The sequence below is a fragment of the Ruegeria conchae genome, from assembly GCF_000192475.1.
Taxonomy (GTDB): domain Bacteria; phylum Pseudomonadota; class Alphaproteobacteria; order Rhodobacterales; family Rhodobacteraceae; genus Ruegeria; species Ruegeria conchae.
Genome location: NZ_AEYW01000028.1, coordinates 53,948 through 73,366, shown reverse-complemented (window position 1 = coordinate 73,366; position 19,419 = coordinate 53,948). Strand labels below are relative to the sequence as shown.

Annotated in this window: 20 protein-coding genes; 3 read left to right on the top strand and 17 right to left on the bottom strand. The window is 55.6% G+C overall.

All coding sequences use genetic code 11. The features are described from left to right. On the bottom strand, positions 1–386 hold a 386-nt coding region (locus tag G7G_RS0122575), incomplete at its 3' end, for a hypothetical protein (protein WP_010443850.1). Positions 387–566: 180 nt separating this feature from the next. Here G7G_RS0122575 and G7G_RS0122570 point away from each other — a divergent pair. Continuing rightward, a complete protein-coding gene (locus tag G7G_RS0122570) occupies positions 567–1,505 on the top strand; it encodes a helix-turn-helix domain-containing protein (protein ID WP_158005288.1) in 939 nt (312 codons plus the stop codon). Positions 1,506–2,421: 916 nt separating this feature from the next. Then, positions 2,422–2,943, top strand: a complete 522-nt coding sequence (locus tag G7G_RS0122565) for a hypothetical protein (RefSeq protein ID WP_010443845.1) — start codon at positions 2,422–2,424, stop codon at positions 2,941–2,943. Positions 2,944–3,308: 365 nt separating this feature from the next. On the opposite strand, the gene G7G_RS0122560 is transcribed toward G7G_RS0122565, so the two are convergent. Then, positions 3,309–5,021 carry a winged helix-turn-helix domain-containing tetratricopeptide repeat protein gene (locus G7G_RS0122560; RefSeq protein WP_010443842.1) on the bottom strand — a complete coding sequence of 571 codons (1,713 nt, stop codon included), beginning with the start codon at positions 5,019–5,021 and terminating at the stop codon, positions 3,309–3,311. Positions 5,022–5,046: 25 nt separating this feature from the next. Here G7G_RS0122560 and G7G_RS0122555 point away from each other — a divergent pair, with 25 nt between their 5' ends. Continuing rightward, positions 5,047–5,787, top strand: a complete 741-nt coding sequence (locus G7G_RS0122555) for a polysaccharide lyase family protein (RefSeq protein ID WP_139056641.1) — start codon at positions 5,047–5,049, stop codon at positions 5,785–5,787. A gap of 491 nt (positions 5,788–6,278) precedes the next feature. Here G7G_RS0122555 and G7G_RS0122550 read toward each other — a convergent pair whose 3' ends face one another. From G7G_RS0122550 to G7G_RS24165, 15 genes are all read right to left on the bottom strand, one after another. After that, positions 6,279–6,752, bottom strand: a complete 474-nt coding sequence (locus G7G_RS0122550; RefSeq protein ID WP_010443838.1) for a GNAT family N-acetyltransferase — start codon at positions 6,750–6,752, stop codon at positions 6,279–6,281. Positions 6,753–6,828: 76 nt separating this feature from the next. Continuing rightward, on the bottom strand, positions 6,829–7,200 hold the full coding sequence (locus G7G_RS0122545; RefSeq protein ID WP_010443837.1) for a VOC family protein: 372 nt from the start codon (positions 7,198–7,200) through the stop codon (positions 6,829–6,831). Between the two features lie 48 nt (positions 7,201–7,248). Continuing rightward, complete coding sequence (locus G7G_RS0122540; RefSeq protein ID WP_010443835.1) at positions 7,249–7,905, bottom strand: methyltransferase domain-containing protein; 657 nt, start codon at positions 7,903–7,905, stop codon at positions 7,249–7,251. Between the two features lie 50 nt (positions 7,906–7,955). Next, the gene (locus G7G_RS0122535; protein WP_010443833.1) at positions 7,956–8,375 is read right to left on the bottom strand and encodes a DUF6326 family protein; all 420 of its coding nucleotides are present in this window, start codon (positions 8,373–8,375) and stop codon (positions 7,956–7,958) included. Between the two features lie 62 nt (positions 8,376–8,437). Further along, on the bottom strand, positions 8,438–9,094 hold the full coding sequence (locus G7G_RS0122530; RefSeq protein ID WP_010443832.1) for a DUF2306 domain-containing protein: 657 nt from the start codon (positions 9,092–9,094) through the stop codon (positions 8,438–8,440). A 34-nt stretch (positions 9,095–9,128) separates the two neighbouring features. Further along, positions 9,129–9,536 carry a class I SAM-dependent methyltransferase gene (locus tag G7G_RS23605; RefSeq protein WP_010443831.1) on the bottom strand — a complete coding sequence of 136 codons (408 nt, stop codon included), beginning with the start codon at positions 9,534–9,536 and terminating at the stop codon, positions 9,129–9,131. Between the two features lie 60 nt (positions 9,537–9,596). Further along, entirely contained in the window at positions 9,597–10,277 is a 681-nt protein-coding gene (locus G7G_RS0122520; RefSeq protein ID WP_010443830.1) for an IS6 family transposase, read from the bottom strand. Positions 10,278–10,313: 36 nt separating this feature from the next. Then, positions 10,314–10,718 carry an SDR family NAD(P)-dependent oxidoreductase gene (locus G7G_RS0122515; RefSeq protein WP_010443829.1) on the bottom strand — a complete coding sequence of 135 codons (405 nt, stop codon included), beginning with the start codon at positions 10,716–10,718 and terminating at the stop codon, positions 10,314–10,316. 407 nt (positions 10,719–11,125) lie between these two features. Continuing rightward, positions 11,126–12,268, bottom strand: coding sequence for a serine hydrolase domain-containing protein (locus G7G_RS0122510; protein ID WP_010443828.1), 1,143 nt, complete (start codon positions 12,266–12,268; stop codon positions 11,126–11,128). Beyond that, positions 12,265–14,355, bottom strand: a complete 2,091-nt coding sequence (locus tag G7G_RS0122505) for an acetate--CoA ligase family protein (protein ID WP_010443827.1) — start codon at positions 14,353–14,355, stop codon at positions 12,265–12,267. The genes G7G_RS0122510 and G7G_RS0122505 overlap by 4 nt, the downstream gene beginning before the upstream one ends. Continuing rightward, a complete protein-coding gene (locus tag G7G_RS0122500; protein WP_029622287.1) occupies positions 14,352–15,512 on the bottom strand; it encodes an acyl-CoA dehydrogenase family protein in 1,161 nt (386 codons plus the stop codon). The genes G7G_RS0122505 and G7G_RS0122500 overlap by 4 nt, the downstream gene beginning before the upstream one ends. Positions 15,513–15,523: 11 nt before the next feature. Next, complete coding sequence (locus G7G_RS0122495) at positions 15,524–16,321, bottom strand: ABC transporter permease (protein WP_010443825.1); 798 nt, start codon at positions 16,319–16,321, stop codon at positions 15,524–15,526. Next, entirely contained in the window at positions 16,318–17,166 is an 849-nt protein-coding gene (locus G7G_RS0122490; protein WP_010443824.1) for an ABC transporter permease, read from the bottom strand. Before G7G_RS0122490 ends, G7G_RS0122495 begins: the two co-directional genes overlap by 4 nt. Positions 17,167–17,231: 65 nt before the next feature. Then, a complete protein-coding gene (locus G7G_RS0122485; RefSeq protein ID WP_010443823.1) occupies positions 17,232–18,338 on the bottom strand; it encodes an extracellular solute-binding protein in 1,107 nt (368 codons plus the stop codon). A gap of 76 nt (positions 18,339–18,414) precedes the next feature. Continuing rightward, positions 18,415–19,416: an ABC transporter ATP-binding protein gene (locus G7G_RS24165; RefSeq protein WP_029622289.1), complete on the bottom strand. Its 1,002-nt coding sequence runs from the start codon at positions 19,414–19,416 to the stop codon at positions 18,415–18,417. Between the last annotated feature and the right edge of the window lie 3 nt (positions 19,417–19,419).

The following is a 19,419-nucleotide window of genomic DNA, read 5'->3' as shown; positions in this document are numbered from 1 at the left end:
GGCACTTCAATGACAAGGGGACCGGGTTCCGAGGTCATTGAAGCCCAAGCATAGGCCGTAACATCGTTAGCCGTAAGAAACCCATGTTTGGAATCGAACGGCTTATTGAGATAAATGATGTCGTTGTAGTCGCCACCGAGGTCGCGGCGAATGCCCTTCAGAAAATCGATCATACCAGCGGCGGGCATTCCCCAGATTGCAGTCTGAGTGGCGCGCTGCACCATGATCTTGTAATCGATGTCCTCGACTTCGGCTGATCGTGCAAGGATGTCACCCGTGTCATTGAAAGACTGGGAAAGAACTGGCGAGGAAGAAATACCCACAATAAGCGCCACGCCAAAAAGACGCGTCGACAAACCGCTGCGTGATGGCCCAAGTATTTTCATGGCGCAATGCTCCCTGCTGTTTGTGGAAAGCTTGCACATCCGTTCAGCCGATGCGTATCATTTCACGACACGCGGGCGAACAAGCGGGTTGACGGATTGAACCTACCACCGATGATTTCGGCCAAGGCCTTGGGCGCGATGCCCCAGTTTGTGCTTGAGGCCGCTGGGGAAAGACGCCTGTTGCGTGCTTTTGACTCTGCCGATCTTCCTGTTCACTTCATTGAGGAAAGAGGCGGTTACATCTCGGAGCATGCCTTGGCGACCTTTGTGCACGAAGCCGCACGATCCTCGGGACAACAAAACATCGGATTGTTGTGGTCACCATATCTCACTGTCGCTGACTACGGCGCCTGGGGGAGTTACGTTCTTTTTGCTCCAACGCTGGGGGCAGCGCTAATACGAGCTTCTGCCGTCATGCCATTTCATTCGTCCACGGATCGCGCGTGGCTTGAAACTTCGGGCACTAGCGCGCGCTACTGTTATCGTTTTGGACTTCGCTCGCATTTCGCGTATCCGGACATCGGTTTCTCGGCCGTTGGGGTTTTTCTGAGCATATTCCGCGCGTATTTAGGAAACGACTGGAAGCCATCGGCCGTGCTCTTGGACTTCCCGAAGGTTCCTGGATTTGTCGAGGCAGAAGACACCTACGCTTGTCCTGTAATCTGGAACGCCACCCGGCTTGGGGTTGAGTTTGATGCATCGACTTTGCGAGCCGAAGCCACGCCCAAAAAACTTAGCGGCGGCTCGACAACTGTCGGAGATATTTCTCGTGAACGATTGGGCGGCCCCCCCCAAACACTTCGAGGACAAGTCGAAGAGGTGGTTTGGCAACAACTTCATCGGGAGGAAATGTCGATTGATGCCACCGCGCGTTCGCTCGATCTTGGCGTTCGCACACTACAACGGAAGTTAGCAAGCGAAGGGGTTCGTTTTCGCGAAATCGTCAACGATGTTAGGGTAGCAAGGGCCGAGGAACTCCTCACAGATACGCGCGAGACAGTCTCCGGTATCTCATCCATGCTAGGATATGAAACCGCAAACAACTTCAGCCGCGCATTCAGGAAGGTGACGGGGCTGACGCCCTCTGACTATCGCAAGATGAACTCCGGTCATACTTGAATGGTCGTCTGCAAAAGCAAGCCGTTGGCGTCTGCATTGCTCACAAATTTAAGTTAAGGTTGGATGCGACGAGTAACCGCGTCCAGCCCGAGTAGGGCGGGAAGCTAACCTAGTTCGATCACTTTTTACGTTTTCTTTTAGGATCCAGAAACAGTGTGCGTTGGAACAATGACAAAGTTACAGAGTATTTGCTTGCGGAGGTGGTTTTATCAGATGCCCCGCGTCGATTACCCTGGGATAGGATCAACGCGGGGCTGTAGGAAAGTGCTGGGTAATCAAAATGATGCCCGCACTCACTACGGGAAGCATTCTGATATTTCGATGCTTGATTTATTTATGTATCCAATTTGAATATTTGATAGTTCCAACTGCTTCAAAAGTCAGAGCGTGCAATGCGAACACCCCTCGAGGTAGAGAGCTTTGATCGCGAGTTTCCCGAGCACCTTCTCAAAATTGGTTAGTGGCTTATATCTGTTGGTCCATTTTTTGGATCTATTCCAAGCAGTTACTTAAAAAGAATCCACGTGATGGAAAATACTTCTGTACATGCATAGACGAGCATATGTAGTTCTGTTTTCGGCGCAGCCTTTAGTCTTTTCCAGACACGAACCAAAGAAATTAGCGAAAAAACCCACGGTCGTTAAAGGGATGGAAGACGACCGTGGGTAGCAGTTAGGGGTATGATGGGTACGAAACCATCATGAATTTGGATCAAAACTCCCACAAAAGCTTTGTATTTTGAAAGAAGAGCTTACGAGTTTTTTCAGGCTATAGGCGTTCACTGACGCTCCCCTGTGCTTTTCGAGGAGCTGTTTGCGGAAAACGCTTTCACACTTGAAATGAATTCACATCGCGATATTTGACCGCGTTGCGTCGAGATTAGCTTTACGACGCTTTTTCTTTTTGGGAGGACTACATGAAACATGCTGCCATTTTTGCCGCCGTTGCAATCTCCGCTTATGCAACTGTTGCCGCTGCTAAAGACCCGGTTCCGGCAAGTAGTGACAACTTCGAGATTTACAGTGAGGTTGAAGGCTGGACGGTTTATGCTGACAACGACTCTGGTACATGCCTGATAGAAAAAGTCTTCGAGAGCGGGAACGTCATGCAAATGGGTCTAACCAAAAACCAAAAACACGGTTACTTGGGAGTATTCACGCAAGCTGACATCGACATCAAAAACCGTCAAAAAATAGAAATAGCAATTGACGACTTTGTGTATGAAGGTCGTGCAAAAGGCATAAAAAGCAAGAAGCTAGCGGATGACTACTCTGGTGGCTATATCGTTGTAAAGGACGCAAATATGGCGACTGCCGTGGCCGAAGGACAGACCTTGATCGCATTTCCAAAGAAGTCCGCAAATTTCATTGTGGACCTAACCGGTACGAAGAAGGCTATGGAAGAAGGTCGCAAGTGCAACCTTGCACTTGCCAGCTAACTTAGGCCGCTACTCAACCCCAAAAAGTTGAGTTGCCTTTTTGTCAAACCCTTACGTGGCCCCGCAGTTTGCGGGGTCATTTGTTCTTCGTTTTTGTCTCTTCACCTCAAGCTTCAAGCTTATGGTTATCCAGCCCGAACTGGCGCGGGCGTTGTCTGGAAAACGACGATTTTTGGTTTATCCAAGTGAGTGGCTAGATCGAGTGCTACCTTCAAACAAGGCAACGCGGTTTTTTATTGCCCGTGTCTGCTTTGTCCCGCAATGCAGACGTTCATGCAAGCTGCAGCGAATGACCGCACCGAGCTCTGAGTGCGTTTTTCCGCGCGATGAATGATTGTCTGCAATGCCGTGATTGCGGGACGCCATCAATGCTGAGGCATTCCGGAAGCCTCCATCGCGACAAGCCAGCGATCCAGTGCCCCGGGGGCGGTCCACATCCGGGATTCTATGCCCTTCACCCGCGAAACGGTCCAGTCAGGGTTCTCCGCAAGATAGTCGCTCATGGCTTTTGCCGCATTGTCTTTGTCGCCAAGGCAATGGTGAATGGCCGCAAGGAGTTTGTTTGCCGCGACCGGCATCGAGGGCGCTGATTTGAACGAGTCCAGAGCGGTGTCACAGTCCCCTTTCTGCCACAACGCCCACGCCTTGTTCCATTGCAGGTCAAAGTGTTTGAGCGGGTCAATGCGCTCCAGCTGACCAAGTGTCGCCAGGGCCTCATCCGTCTTGCCCTGATATATCTGCGATACCGCGAGCCCGTTGCCAACGATGGTGGACGAAGGATTCAATTCGATCCCGCGCTGGAATGCGCGTGCCGCGTCTTCGACATTGCCGTCGAACATCAAGGCCCGCCCGAGCGCATGGTAGGCCAGGAAATTGTTGGGATCGAGCTCGACGCCCCGGCGGGCGAGATCGTTCATCCGTTTGCGCAGGGCCACTTCGTCGCCTTCGATCCAGCCATTGTGGAGCCCGATACGCAACGACAGGGCCTGCCCCAAAAAGCCCCAGGCGGAGTCCGGGTAGTCCTTCATGGACTGTTCCTGTTCCTCGATATTGATCAGCAGGTTTTCGCGGGTGAAGTTGCGCATGATCCGGCTTTGCGCTGCATTCGAGATCATCAAGGCGCTGACATCGCCAGCGGACATGCTGGCATCCGCGGTATCAATCACGTTTGTGCCCACAGCCTTGGCGATTATTCGGCTGATTTCGCTGTTTGCCTCAAGCATCGCACTCAGCGGCACGTCGAACTCATCCGCCCAGATATGGGCTTCTGTTGCGCCGTCGATCAACTGGGCGGTGATCTTCAGCCGCGAGCCGTCATATTGCTGGCTGCCTTCAAGAACCAAATCGGCCCCAAGCGCCTTGGCGATCTCACTAATCCCTTGAGGCGAGTCGCGAAACTGAAAGCTGGAGCGGCGCGAAATGACCGCCATCTGTGGAAACCGTGCCAGGGCGGTTATGATGTTTTCACTGATCGCGTCGCTCAAGAAGCCCTTGTGCGGCTCGACAGAGAAATCCTCAAACGGCAGGACGGCGACCACCGGTGCATCGATGTCGTTGTCAGGGCGCGTCAGAACATAGGCGGTGATCAGGGCGAAAACCGCGAGGGCGGCCACCATCGAATAGGCGCCAAGCCGTTTCTTCGAAGTCGTGGAGTGGGTTTCCGGGGCGGGCAGGACCAGCCTGTAGCCCTCACGCGGAACAGTTTCGATAATGCGTTTTTCGGTATCGCCCACCACGCGCCGGATTTCCGCGATGCATTGCGCGACGCTGTCGGCTGCAACGGCGCGGCCTGACCAGATCTCGTCGATCAGCGCTTCGCGTGTTACTGTCTGGTCGGCTTTTTTTGCCAATGCCACAAGGACTTCGCGGGATTGATGCCTCAGCTCTATTTCGTTTCCGGCCAAGTCGTAGACCCGGCCGGTTGTCCGCTCGACAATCACGGTTCCCAGGCGGATTTCGGAAGATTTCAAGGTTTTTCGTTTGGTAAATCGCACCGGCTGGTCCTCCAATTCGACCATCGCCAATGCCCACTGTCTCGACTTTTTCGACAGTGGCCCTTCGGCAACGGGGAGGAGCATCTTCCGCTCCCACGAACGAGGATACTTGATGAAACGTGTGACGAAAACAGCGAACCATCTTCTAATGCGAACTGCACGTGCGGGCCTGCCGCCGCGCATTCTTGCAATTTCAATTGCATTGCTTCTCGCCAACTCGGCTGTTGCCGAGAGTTTCGATTTGACCACACCTCGTGCAGATGCCCCTGTTCGCCATGCGGACGGAAGTGAGAGTTTCCGGCTTCTTCCTGGCGAGTGCAGCGATCGTGAATATTTTTCTGACGAGTTACAACGCAACACCTCAGATTGTGGCCGCTCCCGAAACAGGATCGAGTACTTCGAAACATCGTCATCTGGCGCCGGAGACCGGCGTATGTACGAGTGGGAGATCTTCATTCCGGAGGATTTCAGCTACAATGCACTCAACGCACGTTTGACCGTCGGCCAATTCGAAACGGGCGCCGATATGCTTTATGGTTTCGAACTGAATAATGATGGCTACACCTTCCGAGCACGCGACTGCATCTCTGCGGACGATTTCGGTGACTGGCACAAGGTCTCTGTGCGCATCCAATACGATTCTACGCCGCGCAAATCCCTCAAGGATAAAACGCCCGGTGTGTTTGTGGTCGAATGTGATGGAAAGGTTATTGCCGACTCATCTGGCAGACCCAATATGGCCGAGGGCGGCGAGATTCAGTTCAGATATGGCCTCTTCGGTGCCAAGAATATCCCTGACACCGACAACGTCTCGGTATCGTATCGGAACGTCCGAATCTCGGAGTGGTAAGGGCTGCAGGCCACGCAAAACCGGCGCCTTCGTGTTCCGGATACTCTCGGCTATGCGCCGTGTCCGTCACGTGTCGTGCGTCTTGATCCCCCCCTTACATATACGGACCCGCTCGAAAAAAAGCGGGAACCGGTTCTTGGGTAAGATAATTGGCAGCAGGCGGCGGACACCCGACTTTGTAGCTTGAAAGCTCAGTTTCGCCATCCGTCGAGTTGGCGTATTGATATTCGCAATCATGGCAGCGGAGGCTGCACACAGAGGGTCCAAAAACAGCTCTATCTCTTGGAAGCTGACCTTGGTACGATGCGCCGCGAAGGTCAGGAAAGTCCGCAGAATGTGAGTTCAACCCGCATCAGACTTTGCACTTGCAGCGAATGTCGGCAATGCGGGCTGCGACCGCAGCATCGGCGGACTATGTTGGATGTCGGGTATGGGCCGCGAGTTACAACACACTCTGGAGCTGGCGATGTACCAGAAATCGGACAATGCTGTCACTCTGTCGCAAGTTGAAATTTGAGGAAGGTCGCCCCGTCATAGTCGACTTCACCAACCCGCCAAGCACCAAGTCTGTCGAGTGCCCGCAGGTTCGTGCGTGACGGTGGTAAAAGGAAGGTCACATACGGGATGCGTTCATCGGAAATTGCAAAGTCGATCGCCTTTCGCGAGATGCGCGGCCCGAGGCCAAACGTGTCGGGCCGCAAGACCAGTCCGAAATCCCACTCGGCTCCTTCTTTTTGAAATCCACCCCAGCCGACATATCGGTCATCGGACAAGAATGCCCAATGTCCAAGTCCGTCACGGTGCCAACACTCTTCCTTTTTGGCGACAAACCGCGCCACTGTCTCGGCATTCCAAGTAAATCTCAGAAGCGGCATATGCTCGGCGACACGAGGGTCGGACATGTGCGCTAAGATTTCGGTTGGGTCGATTTCCGACAATCGGACGAATTTTATTTCAGATCTCATTGCGGCGTCTTTCGATGTGCTCGTCTCTCATTGTCCGCTGGACGCGATATTTCAACAGCCAACTCTTTGCCTGCTGTCACGCTGGGACATACGCATTCAGTTTGTTGCCATCCAGATCCCGGAAATACCCTCCGTAGAAACCATGATCTCCGCGTGTGCCGGGGGGTCCCTCATCTGTTCCGCCAAGTTCGAGGCACTTGGCGTGAAGCGTATCGGCGGCTTTTCTGTTGGTCATTTTCAAAGCGACCATCACCCCGTTTCCAACGCTTGCCGGTGCCCCATTGAATGGACAAGCAAGGCATAACGCAGGCTCGGCCCTTGAGCGGCCCCATGCGGCCATATCGCCGTGTTTCCAAAGACGGTTTGCGCCCACGCTCGAAAACAAGGCGTCGTAGAATTTCAGCGCGGCCTCGAAGTTGTTGGTTCCGAGGGTAACATATCCGATCATGCTTGATCTCCGTAGTTCTGTGGTCGTCATTTTCAACTTTAAGCCCGGCTACAAAGACCCCTGGGTTGCTGCGCCAGACCGCCTAGCAAGTAAGGTCGAGGCCGGACCATGGCTCGGAATTGCCCGCACTTCAAAATTTTCGAAACGCTCGATTGCCTGCATCAATCGGGAGCGGGACATTAATCGGCCGGTCCCGCGAAACAAAAGCGCCTGGCGCATGAGGCTGCCGGCAAGACCACGGGCAGGCTCATCCGCGCAAAACGCGAGACAAAGCGCGCCGCCGGCTCGAACAACCCTGCAAAGCTCACTCAAAGCCAGGTGGGGATCGGGGACGGTTTCCAAAGCCCAAGCACACGTCACAAGATCGAACGTGCCATCTTCAAACGGCAGGGACTCCAACCGTCCTTGTATCTTCGGCACAGGAATGTCGGCGCAGCGTGCAAGCATCGCTGCGGACGGGTCGAGAAGGGTCATCAAATTCGGCGGCATGCCCTCGGCGATCAGTCTACGTGCCAGGTTGCCGGTGCCGCAGCCAGCATCCAAAAGCCTCGAATTCGGCGTCGCAAGTGCACGCACCAGACCTTCCAGGGCGGCCTGCGCCTCGCCGCCTGCATGACGCAGCCATCGATGATGAAGTTTGTCGTAGCGAGGTGCGAGCTTGTCATAAAGATCAAACGCATCGTCTAAAGGCGTTTCTTCCAACATCTATTTGGTCCTATTATTCATTCATCGTGTCCGCGGTGCGCGCACGTTTTTTACGGAGAACTTGCGTCGGATTGCGGCGCGGTGTGTTCGTTCTCGGGCCACGTCCATGCGGTCCAGAGAATTGCGATTAGAGCCACGATCTCGATGACGAGGTGGAAGGTGTCATCCATGTCGGTGGGGGCCGAGGAAAGGAGCGTACCGGTTGTGACGATCGCTGCAAGAAAGGTGACAGGGCGACCAATCCTGCGGGTTAGCAGGAGCGAAAAGAGCACCATCGCAATCGGCACTTGGACGAGGAAACCGCCCAAAAGCATCAGCCCTTCGGTGATCTCGATGCCGTTGTAATGGCCTGTCAGCAGCATCTCGATATGGGACGCGAGGACAAACTGGTGAATATCGCGAAAGATGATGTTGAGCAGTATGAACAGCCACAGGGCCGACAGAAGAATACGGGGATCGAGCCGTCTCATTTTGGTGTCTTCTTTCTGTGTTTCTGGAGTTTGCCGGTATCAGGTCGAGAGCACGACCGGGTTCAGATCACCGCGCCGGATGTACGCGTCGCAAAGGCGCGGCGGATAAGGAGTTCTGCAATCGCAAGGTTGATGGCCCACGCCCCAACCATCAGGAGGTCTCGCGAAAACCCCTGCAGTTCGGTGTCAAAGAGGGCCATTGCGACCAGAAAGAGCGCGGTTTGCGTTGAGGCCCCTTGGCCGATGGCATAGGCGCGCAGCATCGCGGCGCGGTGCGCGGCGACGTTTCGCGACCGGATCGCGACGATGGCCCATGCGATGAGGGTGACCATCGCGAGGCCGAGCGTGACCCTTGCCCCGTAAAGTACTGGTCCCTGCAGGGCATCGGGAAATGCGTAGAACACGGTCATCCAGAGCCCGGTTAGTGCGCTGATGCATCCCGCTGCCGCCACAATCCGCCCGAGGGTCCTGTGCAGGGCCGAGCGGTAGCGCCTCAGGCTCGGCAGGAATTGCACAGCCCCCACAAGGCAGAAAACTGAACTGCCGAGGATATGCAATGTGATCGGGAGGGGATCGAACACCGCACGCGGGTTCGGCGGGATGATCGCCCGAGCGCCGAGAAGTTCCGGAAGCCGGACCAGCCCTACGACTGCCGGAATGAAAGAGTAGAGGAACACGAGGGCAAGGAACGCCCATTCGCGACGGCTGATAAAGTGCATGCTTCGGTCTCTCAGAATAAGGCGTCGGTCTGCCTCAGGCGGGCTTGCGCGCGACGATAAAGGGGCTCAGTCGGTTCTTTCCGAAGTACCGCGTCTGCTCGATTTCGAACCCGGCGCGGATCAGGTGTCGGGTCAATTCAGCGCGACTCAAGATGATCACATTAGGCGCGATCCGCACGGCCATGAGCACGCGAACCATGGCTCGCATCCAGCGCGGCGCGTCCTTCAGACAAACCGTCTTTGATATGAAGTGACCGCCGGGTTTCATTTGGTGGAATGCTGCATCCAGTACGGTGGGTATGTCGTCCACCAGGTGAAGCAAGCTGAACGCGCAAATGGCGTCGAACGGTTGGCTAGGAATGTGTTGCGCCGCCTCCGCCTGAAGAAATTCTGGTGTTCCCGCGGCATCGCCACCTGATCGTGACCGGGCGATCCGGATCATCTCGGCAGGGATCTGTTGCGAAGTTTTGACTGGCGACAGCGATAGTGTTGTACCGGCGGGCTAAGCGGCCAGCTCTGCAAACTGCCGAAACGGACAGACTCCGGGCGTGATTTGACCTTTGCGGATCATGTGTGCCACTTCGATTCCGTCGAGGGTTGCCGCCGCTGAAGCGAACGCCTTGAACCCTAGCATTGGCCGGATGCGTCTTTTGATGAAACGATGGTCCTGTTCCACGATGTTGTTCAAGTATTTCCGTCTCACCATCTCAATCGGGATCGGGCAGCCAAAGCCTTTCAGCATTTTGTTGATCGCCTTGATACCAGCTGTGTTGGCGCCACTTTTGTCGATGACAATCTTGCGTGGAAGGCCGTTGACCTCCAGCATTCGAGCAAAGAATTTAGTGGCGGCAGGCTTGTTCCGACGGTGTGAAAGCATGAAATCGAGAGTTTTGCCGTGTTTGTCGACCGCTCGGTAGAGGTAAGCCCATGATCCCTTTACTTTAATATACGTTTCGTCCATTCGCCAGGAGCGGTCGCATGGGCCTTTGCGGCGGCGTGCTGTTTCAGCGATTGCGCAAGAGTACCGTGTCACCCAGCGGTTCAGCGTGGTGTGATCGACCGAAACACCGCGCTCTGCCATGATCTCTTCCAGATCGCGGTAGGAAACGCCGTATCGAACGTAGAAGAATACTGCGAATAAGATCACATCTTTCGGATACTGTGCACCTTTGAAGGAAATCATGAGCTGGCTTTCGACTTGATACGACCGACGAGTCATTCACTCGTTAATTCCGAAAGCGTCAATGGCCGAAAGTTTGCAACGGAACCCGCTGACGGTTCCCATCAGGTTGACGTTGATCACCCTCGCGAAAGCTTCCATATCAACTGGACCGTCCCGTCCGACAAGTCGCATACCGCCGGGGATGCCCGCACAGTTGACAACTATGCGAATTGGTCCGCTCCGGTCTTCGGCCAGATCCAAAGCGGCCTCGACCGCAGAACTGTTGATAACATCACAACCTATGCCAAGCGCGCCGATTTCCGCTGCCGCGTTTTTTACCCGAACTTCATCGAGGTCCAGCAAGGTAACTCGTGCTCCGGCTTTGCTGAGCGCCTGTGCAGTAGCAAGCCCCAGTCCTGATCCTGCCCCGGTCACGATCGCAGATAGTCCTTCAATATCCATGCGTGATAATCTCCGTTTGTTCAAAACTTCTTAACCCAGAACCAGAAGTTAAACATCGAAGTTCTATTTACCCTTTGGCCAACCAAAAATCATTTTGCCTCCGCGTGCAGTGCAATATGTCGGGACGGACGGGTCACAAACCTGCGCTGTTGTTTGGAACAATTGCTCCGCGATAAGCGACTTCAGGCGGGTTGAGTCACACCCGCGACATGCCTTGTTGACAACTTCGGCAGGATATCCCGACAGACGTAAATGCCGCGCTGAGAAGAAGTTCAGTTTAGGTGATCGAAACTGGATGATCGAAGAGTGGGTCGGATCACTCTAAAAGATTCGGCCCAGGTCAAGGACTGCAAAGCGGCCAATCCGTGCCTTCCCCGCTGACACCTAGCTCGGCAACTGCAAACCCGTCAAATGACAGAAAGGCAGACGTCTCGAAGCGTTGTGGCCAGCTCTCCCATATAGGTGTCATCGTAACCCGAGTCATTCTCCAGCACACTTAAGAATGCACAGCTGGTGCCGGTGACCATATCCACCATGAGGAACTGCCCTCCATAGCCAGCATGACCGATTAATCGACCGTCGGTCATGGTCTGGTTTGAGTACTTGAGCCAATTCTTGGGTGGTGTCATCGCTGGCGCGCGGCGGATCAGAGTTTTTTGCAGGAAACCGGTGTTGGCCATAGGTCGACCGTGCAGGTCGCGGCCTTCCCGCGCCAGTAGCAACCCGAACCGCGCGAGGTCGCGCACGCTTAGGCAACCGCCACCGGAAAACGCTGGGTGCCCGTCCTTGCTGAGGCTGATGTGAAACGCGCCCTCGTATCCTGCGGCATCAGCAATCTCTTCGATTTGCTCAGCCATTGGAATGGGCGAAACCTTGGCCGCTATCAGGGTCAGGACATCCGTGTTCGCGGATTTATAATCGGCTTGTCGCACCCCCGAGTTTGCCCTGAAACCAGTAATCGAGGCCGCAAATTCCGCAAGCGTGATTTCCTTTTCACCCACGCCGGGCAAGCGCCAACCCAAGGCGACCTCTTCAGTATAGCAGTCGGCATCGGGGTCAGCATAATCCTCGGTGAAGTCGTTATCGACGTTCATATCGAGCAGAGATTGAATGCTGGCCTCGGCATACCCGCTGCCGATACCCGGCAGATAGTCGCGGACCTGCGCGTCCAATGACAACAGCCCCTGTGCAAGCAGACGACCTATGATTAAGTGGATGTGTAGCTTTGTCACTGACTGGATGGAATGCGGCGCTGAGGTCGAAAAATCATCTGCGGCTTTTTCCAGAATGATCTGGTCATTCTTTAAACAGCAGAACGCAGAGAAAGCCGGATGGGCAAGCATTTGTGCCAGTTCAGGCACTCGGGCGCACAGATTCTGCTCGGCGGCTTCCAGCTGCAAAACCTCTCTGGAACGCACCATGAGACATCGGCGGAACAGCCGATATGCATTGTGGAACCCATGCCGGCGAAATTCCGGCTGGTTCCACCGCTGCTTGTTGTCGTCTCCAACAGCCAGATCGGGATTGGGTATGATCCTATTCCTGCTCATGACCGGGGCACCTGGATCAGGGCATCAACGGCGACGATGTGATCTGGGTAGACAAACATAGGGTTGATCTCGATTTCTGCGACCTCGCCGCGCGCCTTTAGGAATTCAGTGCACAACCGGTGTAGCGCATCCGCAATTCGTGGAATGTCCGCCTGTCGACTGCCCCGGTACCCCTCTAACAAGCGAGCTACACGGAGCGAACACAATGCGCGCTCGATCTCGTCTTTTGAGGCAGGCAACAACACAGTGCGCGCATCTCGGACCAATTCGGTCAAAACACCGCCGCTACCGATGACCAAACTGGGACCAAATTGCGGATCAGCACGCAGCGTGACGATCAGCTCTGCAAGCGGCTTGGGCGACATGGCTTCGATCAGGAAGCGATCCGTCACCGCCGCGCGGTCATACGCCGCAACCGATGCCGTCATTGCCTTGATCGCCGAAGACAGCCCCTCTGCATCCTTGATCCCCAAAGCGACCGCGCCCGCTTCGGTCTTGTGAGGCAAGCTTGGTGACATCATTTTCAGTGCGACCGGATAGCCGATATCCTGCGCAACGCCAGCTGCCTCGGCCGCATTGCAGACATGTCCGTTTGGCACAGCAACAGCCATTTGCCTGAGCCAGGATTTACCTTTGTCTTCGGTCAATACCATTGGGTTCTGTATAGTTGCACCGGGTCGCAAGGCAGCAGGCCGGTCAATCCTTGTCCGCGCCCTTGCTTCGGACCACCAAATAGCATCACGCATGGCATTCAACGTCTCGTGAATACCCTGCATAGGCGCAACCCCCAGTTCAATGAGATGTCTGCGGGTCCCACGATCAAGATTTTCAGGTAGGGTCGCGCAGATCGCTGCCGGGACGGAGTGTTCCTGAGCGGCCTGCGCAAAAGCTGCAGCATCGTTCTGGTAGTAGATCTTGGACGCGTCCAACCCTTCTGCCGGGTAGTCCTGCACCAGAACAGCCAGATCCGCGTTGAGGGCCGATAGCGCCGTGGCAAAAACCGGGTAAGTCTTATCGCCCTGTCCCCAGATCGGGGTCGTATAATCCAGCGGGTTGGAAACCGTCGCGATCTCAGGCAGCAAACTGGTCAGGCTTTCCTGCCCTGCAGAGCCCACTTTGGGAAAGCACACACCAATCCTTTCCGAGTGATCTGCGAGCATCGTCGCCCCGCCCCCAGAACAGGTAAAGCCAGCGACACGCCTGCCTTGCGGCGCGCCTGCTACGCAGAGGTACTTCAGCGTTTCCAGAAACTGCGAAGGGCTGGTGACGTCGATCACCCCGGTGCGATCAAACAGTGCCTGATAAAGCTCGCTCGAACCGGACAGAGAGCCGGTGTGACTGACCGTCAGAGTCGCCCCAATGGCGGAATTGCCGGTCTTCAGTGCGACAACCGGAACCCCCCGATCCAGGGCTTTCAGCGCGGCGCGTTCAAAAGCAGCAATGTCACGCAACCCTTCGATGTGCAATCCAATGGCGCGCACAGCCGGGTCTTCAGCAAAGGCATCCAGGAATTCCTCAATCCCCAAGACCGCCTGATTGCCTGCAGAAACCATGTAGGCCATTGGCAATGAACGCGCGCTCATGGTGATGTCGGATGAGAACATACCGGACTGGGTAATGATCGCCGCACCGTATCCCGGCGACCAGCCGCCATGTTCAAATGACCAAAGAGCGGCATTGTCGATATAGTTGATCATGCCATAGCAGTTTGGGCCGATCAGAGCCATATCTCCGGCGACTTCGATCAGATCTCGTTCCGATTGTATGTCGCCAGTTTCCTTGAAGCCCGCGGAAAAACAAACGACGCCACCTGCACCCATCTGCTCCAATTCTCTCAGGGCATCAGTCACCCCGGCCGCAGGGATAGCGAGATAGACGGCATCAGGTGGCTCCGGCAGGTCCGAGATGCTGGGAACACAGCCCACGCCATCCAGATCGGCGCGTTTGGGATTAACGGCCCACATTTGCCCTTGAAATCCACGCCGGCGGGCTTCGCGCACGGCAATGGTCGCATCACGTCCACCAATAAACGCGATGTGGCGCGGCTTTAAGAGACGCTCAAGATTTTCGCGCCGCGCCGGCGTCATGCGCCAAGTGGCCTCAGGATGGACCTGGTGATGATGTGGCGTTGGATTTCGCTGGTGCCGTCCCATATCCGCTCCAATCGGCTATCGCGCCAGAACCGTTGGATCGGCATTTCCTCCATCAATCCCATGCCACCAAAAATCTGAACGGCATCATCGGCGATCTTGTTTAGCATCTCTGAGCAATAAACCTTGACCATTGCTGCATCTGCATCACCCATGACACCCGCTTCGGCACGTGCAACGGCGTCTTGCACCATCAAATCGGCCGCGCGCAACGTCATCGCACCGTCCGCCAAACGGAAGCCGGTGGCCTGAAACGTACCGATCGGTTTACCGAATTGCTTGCGCGTTGCGGCCCACTCGGTCGCCAGGTCAAGGATGCGTTCGGCCTTACCGCAGCAGGTCGCGCCGACCCAGATACGCCCCATGCCGAGCCACTTTCCCGACAGCTCAAGCCCGTGACCCTCTTCGCCCAGGATCTGGTCCGGACCAAGACGCACATTTTCGAAACTCAATTCAAAAGTCTTATAACCGCGATAGCTCACGCAATGCGTCCCTTCGCGGCAGTCGAACCCCGGAAGGCCCACATCGACCAGAAAAGCCGTCACCCGTTTGCGTGGGCCGCGTGGTGTTTCATCTGTACCAGTTGCAGCAAATACAATCGCGAAATCCGGCATGCAGGGACCGGAGATAAAGTGCTTGGATCCATTCAGGATCCAGTCATCCCCGTCGCGTATCGCATTGGTCTTCATCCCCATTACATCCGAACCTGCGTCAGGCTCTGTCAAGGCAAAGAGCTCACGCTTTTCACCGCGCACGGCAGGAAGCAAATATCGCTCACGCTGGTCTCCTTCGCAGGCCATCAGCAATTCCGTCGGGCGCGCCGCCCAGCTTTGCAGCGCATGGCTTGTACGGCCGTATTCCCTCTCGATCAGGGACATGGGCCCATATCCCAGCCCTCCGCCACCGACCTCTTCGGGCAGGTTGCAGGCGAAGAGGCCCAATTCATGCGACCTCGCCTCAATCTGGCGGCCGATCTCCTCGGGCACATAGCCTAAGCGGTCCACCTCTTCTTCATGCGGATACATCTCTGTTTCGACAAATCGGCGAACAGTGCTAACCAGAAGCTCTGTTTCGTGACTGGTTTCCAGATTCATGGCAACCTCATTCATTCTGCCTGAGCCCGCGCGTTTCGCCGCGACAGAACGGCAGAAACGGCAAAGGCAATCAGGGTGATGGCAATCAGGATCACGGCAGCGGCAGCCACTGTCGGATCGGTGTTTTCACGGATGCCGTTCCACATGCGGCGCGGCAGCGTGTAGACGCTGTATTTCGAGATGAACAAGGTCACCACGATTTCATCCCAGCTGAGGATAAAGGCAAAGAGCGCCCCGGCAAAAACCCCCGGCCTGATCGAAGGCAGGATCACCCGGCGCATGGTGGTCCAGTTGGAGGCCCCGAGATTCTTGGAGGCTTGTTCAAGCTTGGGATCAAACGTTGCCAAAGACGCGCTGACCGTGATCAGCACCATTGGGGCTGCCAGGATTGTATGCGCAAGGATCAAACCGGCGTAGCTGTCCAATAGACCCAGAGGGATCCACAACCGATAGAACGCCATGGCGGAAATAATCTGCGGTATGATCAAAGGCAGCAGCAGAAAGGCGCGAACCAATTCGCTGTACCGCGATGACACCCGCCATAGACCGATCGCACAAAGCGTGCCTAAAAGCGTCGCTAATGCGGAGCAGGACAGGGCAATCACGCCACTTTGGAAAAAACTCGACAGCCATTCCTCACTGGTGAACAGCTTTTGGAAATGACGCAAAGAATACTCGCGCTGCGGCATGGACAAAAAGCGTTTCGGCGTCAGTGAGACAGGGATGGCAATCAGGGCCGGGGTCACCAGAAACAACAGCAGCACCCAGGCCCCCACGCGGTTGAAAAATGAGAACAGGCCCGGCTTCATCGCGCTGCCCCCCCGAACACCGTGCTCAGCTTCATGAACCGCGACATGATCCAAAGCATCGCCAGAACGCCAAACAGCATGATGGCCGCCAGCATCGCCGCCGTGCCCCACTTCAAGGTTACCAGTAACTGAACCGAGATGTATTCCGCCACCATCAGCACCTTGCCGCCGCCCAATACGGCCGGTGTGACATAAAACCCGAGGCTGAGGATGAAGACCAACAGGGTCGAAGCCACAAGCCCCGGCATGGTCATCGGCAGGTAGACCCGCCAGAAGGTCTGGCTTCCGCTGGCCCCCAGGTTGCGCGAGGCGTCCATCACCCTCTGATCAATGGATTGCATTGAGACCAGCAATGGCAACACCGCATAGGGGATCATGTAGTGCACCATTCCAATCAGAACGCCCAACTCGTTGCGCATGAAGGCGATGGGTTCAGCAACCAGGCCGATGTCTTCCAATGTGACATTGACCAGCCCCTTGCGTCCCAGCAACATGAGCCAGGCGAAAGTGCGTACGAGAATGGAGATCCAGAACGACACCAATAGCAGGGTCAGCATGTAAGTCTTCTGGCGTTGATGGCAGTGTACCATCGCATAGGCGATGGAGTAGCCGAAAATGACGCTGAAGACCGTCGTGATGATGCAGATGCGTACCGTGGTCCAGACAATGCGGATCAGGGCGTCACCTTCCGTCAGCTTGGCATAGTTGCCGAACCCGGGCTCGGGGTCTGTCACGCTTAGCCAAAGGATATTCAGGATCGGCCCCAGATAGAGCGCGACCACCATCAGCAGCAAAGGCGCGATAATCAGCCATCCTGGGTGGATATGACGGTTTAAGGCTTGCATTCAGAGCTTTCGGAAAGGGTTTGGCAACCCGACCCTTAGGATCGGGTGACCATAAGCTAAAGCGATCAGCTGATCGCTTCGAGGAAGGCATTCACCGCGTCGCCGCCGTTGTTGCCCCACCATTCCGGATCGTTGTAGACGATCTTGTCGATGTTCATGGCCGAGGTTATCGCATAAGGCTGTTGGTCCTCGGGAATCTGGTCAAAGGCCTCGGGATTTGACGGGGTCATGCCAAGGCAATCCAATAGCGCCAACTGCGCTGGTATGTCCTGCGCCGTGGCGATGAAATCCATGACTGCGGCACCAGCCGGGTTGCCCTTGGGCACAATATAGGCCCCCGGCATCGCCATCGCCTGATTGTTCACCAACTTGTACTGGCCATCAGTGTCGTTTTCGATGTTGCGACCTCGGTTCTGCCAGATGATCGCCATCGAGACCTCGTTGTTGACCACCATCGAGTGAACTTCCGATCCCGAGCCCCAGTAAAGGCTGTCATCTTTGATCGACTGGATTTTGTTCAAAGCGCGGTCCATATCAAGCGGGTAGAGATCGCTGCCAGCGACGCCATCGGCCATCAATGCGGCCTCGAGCGACCCATTTGCCCATTTGTAAAGCGCACGGGTCCCGGGGAATTTCTCGGTATCAAAGAAATCGGCCCAGTTTTGCGGTGGATTATCGCCATAGGCTTCAGTGTCATACACAAAGGCATACCCGTAGAGGATGATCGACACCCCATATTCCAGCGCATAGCCGGGCAGCGTTTTATCCTTGGACACCACGGAATAGTCAATCGGCTCCAGATGCCCGGTTGGTCCAAGTGACACGGCGTTGAATAAGTCCGCATCCGCCACATCGGCAGTCACATTGCCACTGTCGACCATTTCCTTGATCTTGCCTTCCAGCGGACCAGAGGTATCAAACTTCAAACCTTTGCCGGTTTTAGCGGTAAAGGCCTCACCGATGGCCGAGCCATGGCATTCTTCGGATTGGCCGCCCCAGTTCCACATCACGACATGGTCTGCCGCCGCTTCGGCGTCGCCCGCCAGTACCGCATTCATTGCAACACCCGAGGCACCGCAAAGCGCAAGAAACGTGCGCCGGTCCATACGGCCAGCCCTAAACGCCTGGGCACTTTCGGCAAGCATTTCCTTTTTGAATTGTTTATCGTGCATTTTCTTCCTCCCATTTGATCCGAGATTTGACCCGGCTTTCGGTCATGACGCCTCTGGGCGTTCTGTGTTGGGGTGCCTAGCCCGTTTGTAGCTCCACTGCTGCTGAGTCCTTCCAAAGCAAATCCACCCGCACCCCCTCTGTCAGATCAGAGGCGTTGCGCCAGACGTCGATATCTACCTCAATCTCGGCCCCTTCGTCGGTGTCCACGATGATCCGCTGCATCGAGCCGAAATAGGTGATGCTGCGAATGGCGCCCCTCATCCGGGCCTCGGTGTTTTCGTTGCCAGGCATCAGATCAATTTTTTCCGGGCGCAGGGCAAAGACCTTTCCGTTTTGATGAATAAAGTTCGATTTCCCGAGGAAACTGGCGGTGAACTGATTGATCGGGCGCTCGTACAGCTCTTTTGGCGTTCCGACCTGCTCGATCGCGCCGTCGCGCATGATCACGATGCGGTCAGACATCGACAGTGCCTCTTCCTGATCATGGGTGACATAGATGAAGGTGGTGCCAACGCGGCGATGAATGTCCTTGAGCTGCTCCTGCACTTCGACACGCAGCTTTTTGTCCAGCGCTCCCAGCGGTTCGTCCAGCAACAACACAGGCGGCGCAAAACACAAGGCACGTGCAAGGGCCACACGTTGTTGCTGACCACCAGACAACTGCCCCGGTTTGCGATCTGCAAACTCCTGAAGCTGAACCAGCTCCAGCATCTCGTCGACACGGTTCCGAATTTCGTCGGCGGGGCGTTTACGCACGCTTAGCGCATAACCTACGTTGTCGCGAACAGTCATATGGGGGAACAAAGCATATCCTTGAAACACCATGCCGAAGTTGCGCTTTTCGGCGGGCACATTCGAGATGGACGCACCGTCCAGCGCAATCTCTCCTTTCGATATGTCGAGAAACCCGGCGATCATCATCAACAAGGTGGTTTTGCCCGATCCCGACGGGCCTAACAGCGTCAGGAACTCTCCATTTCGGATATCCAGGCAGATGTCGTTGACAGCACGGAACTGACCAAAAAACTTGGAGACATTGCGAATTTGCAAGCTACCGGTTTGGGTTGGATCAGCCATCCG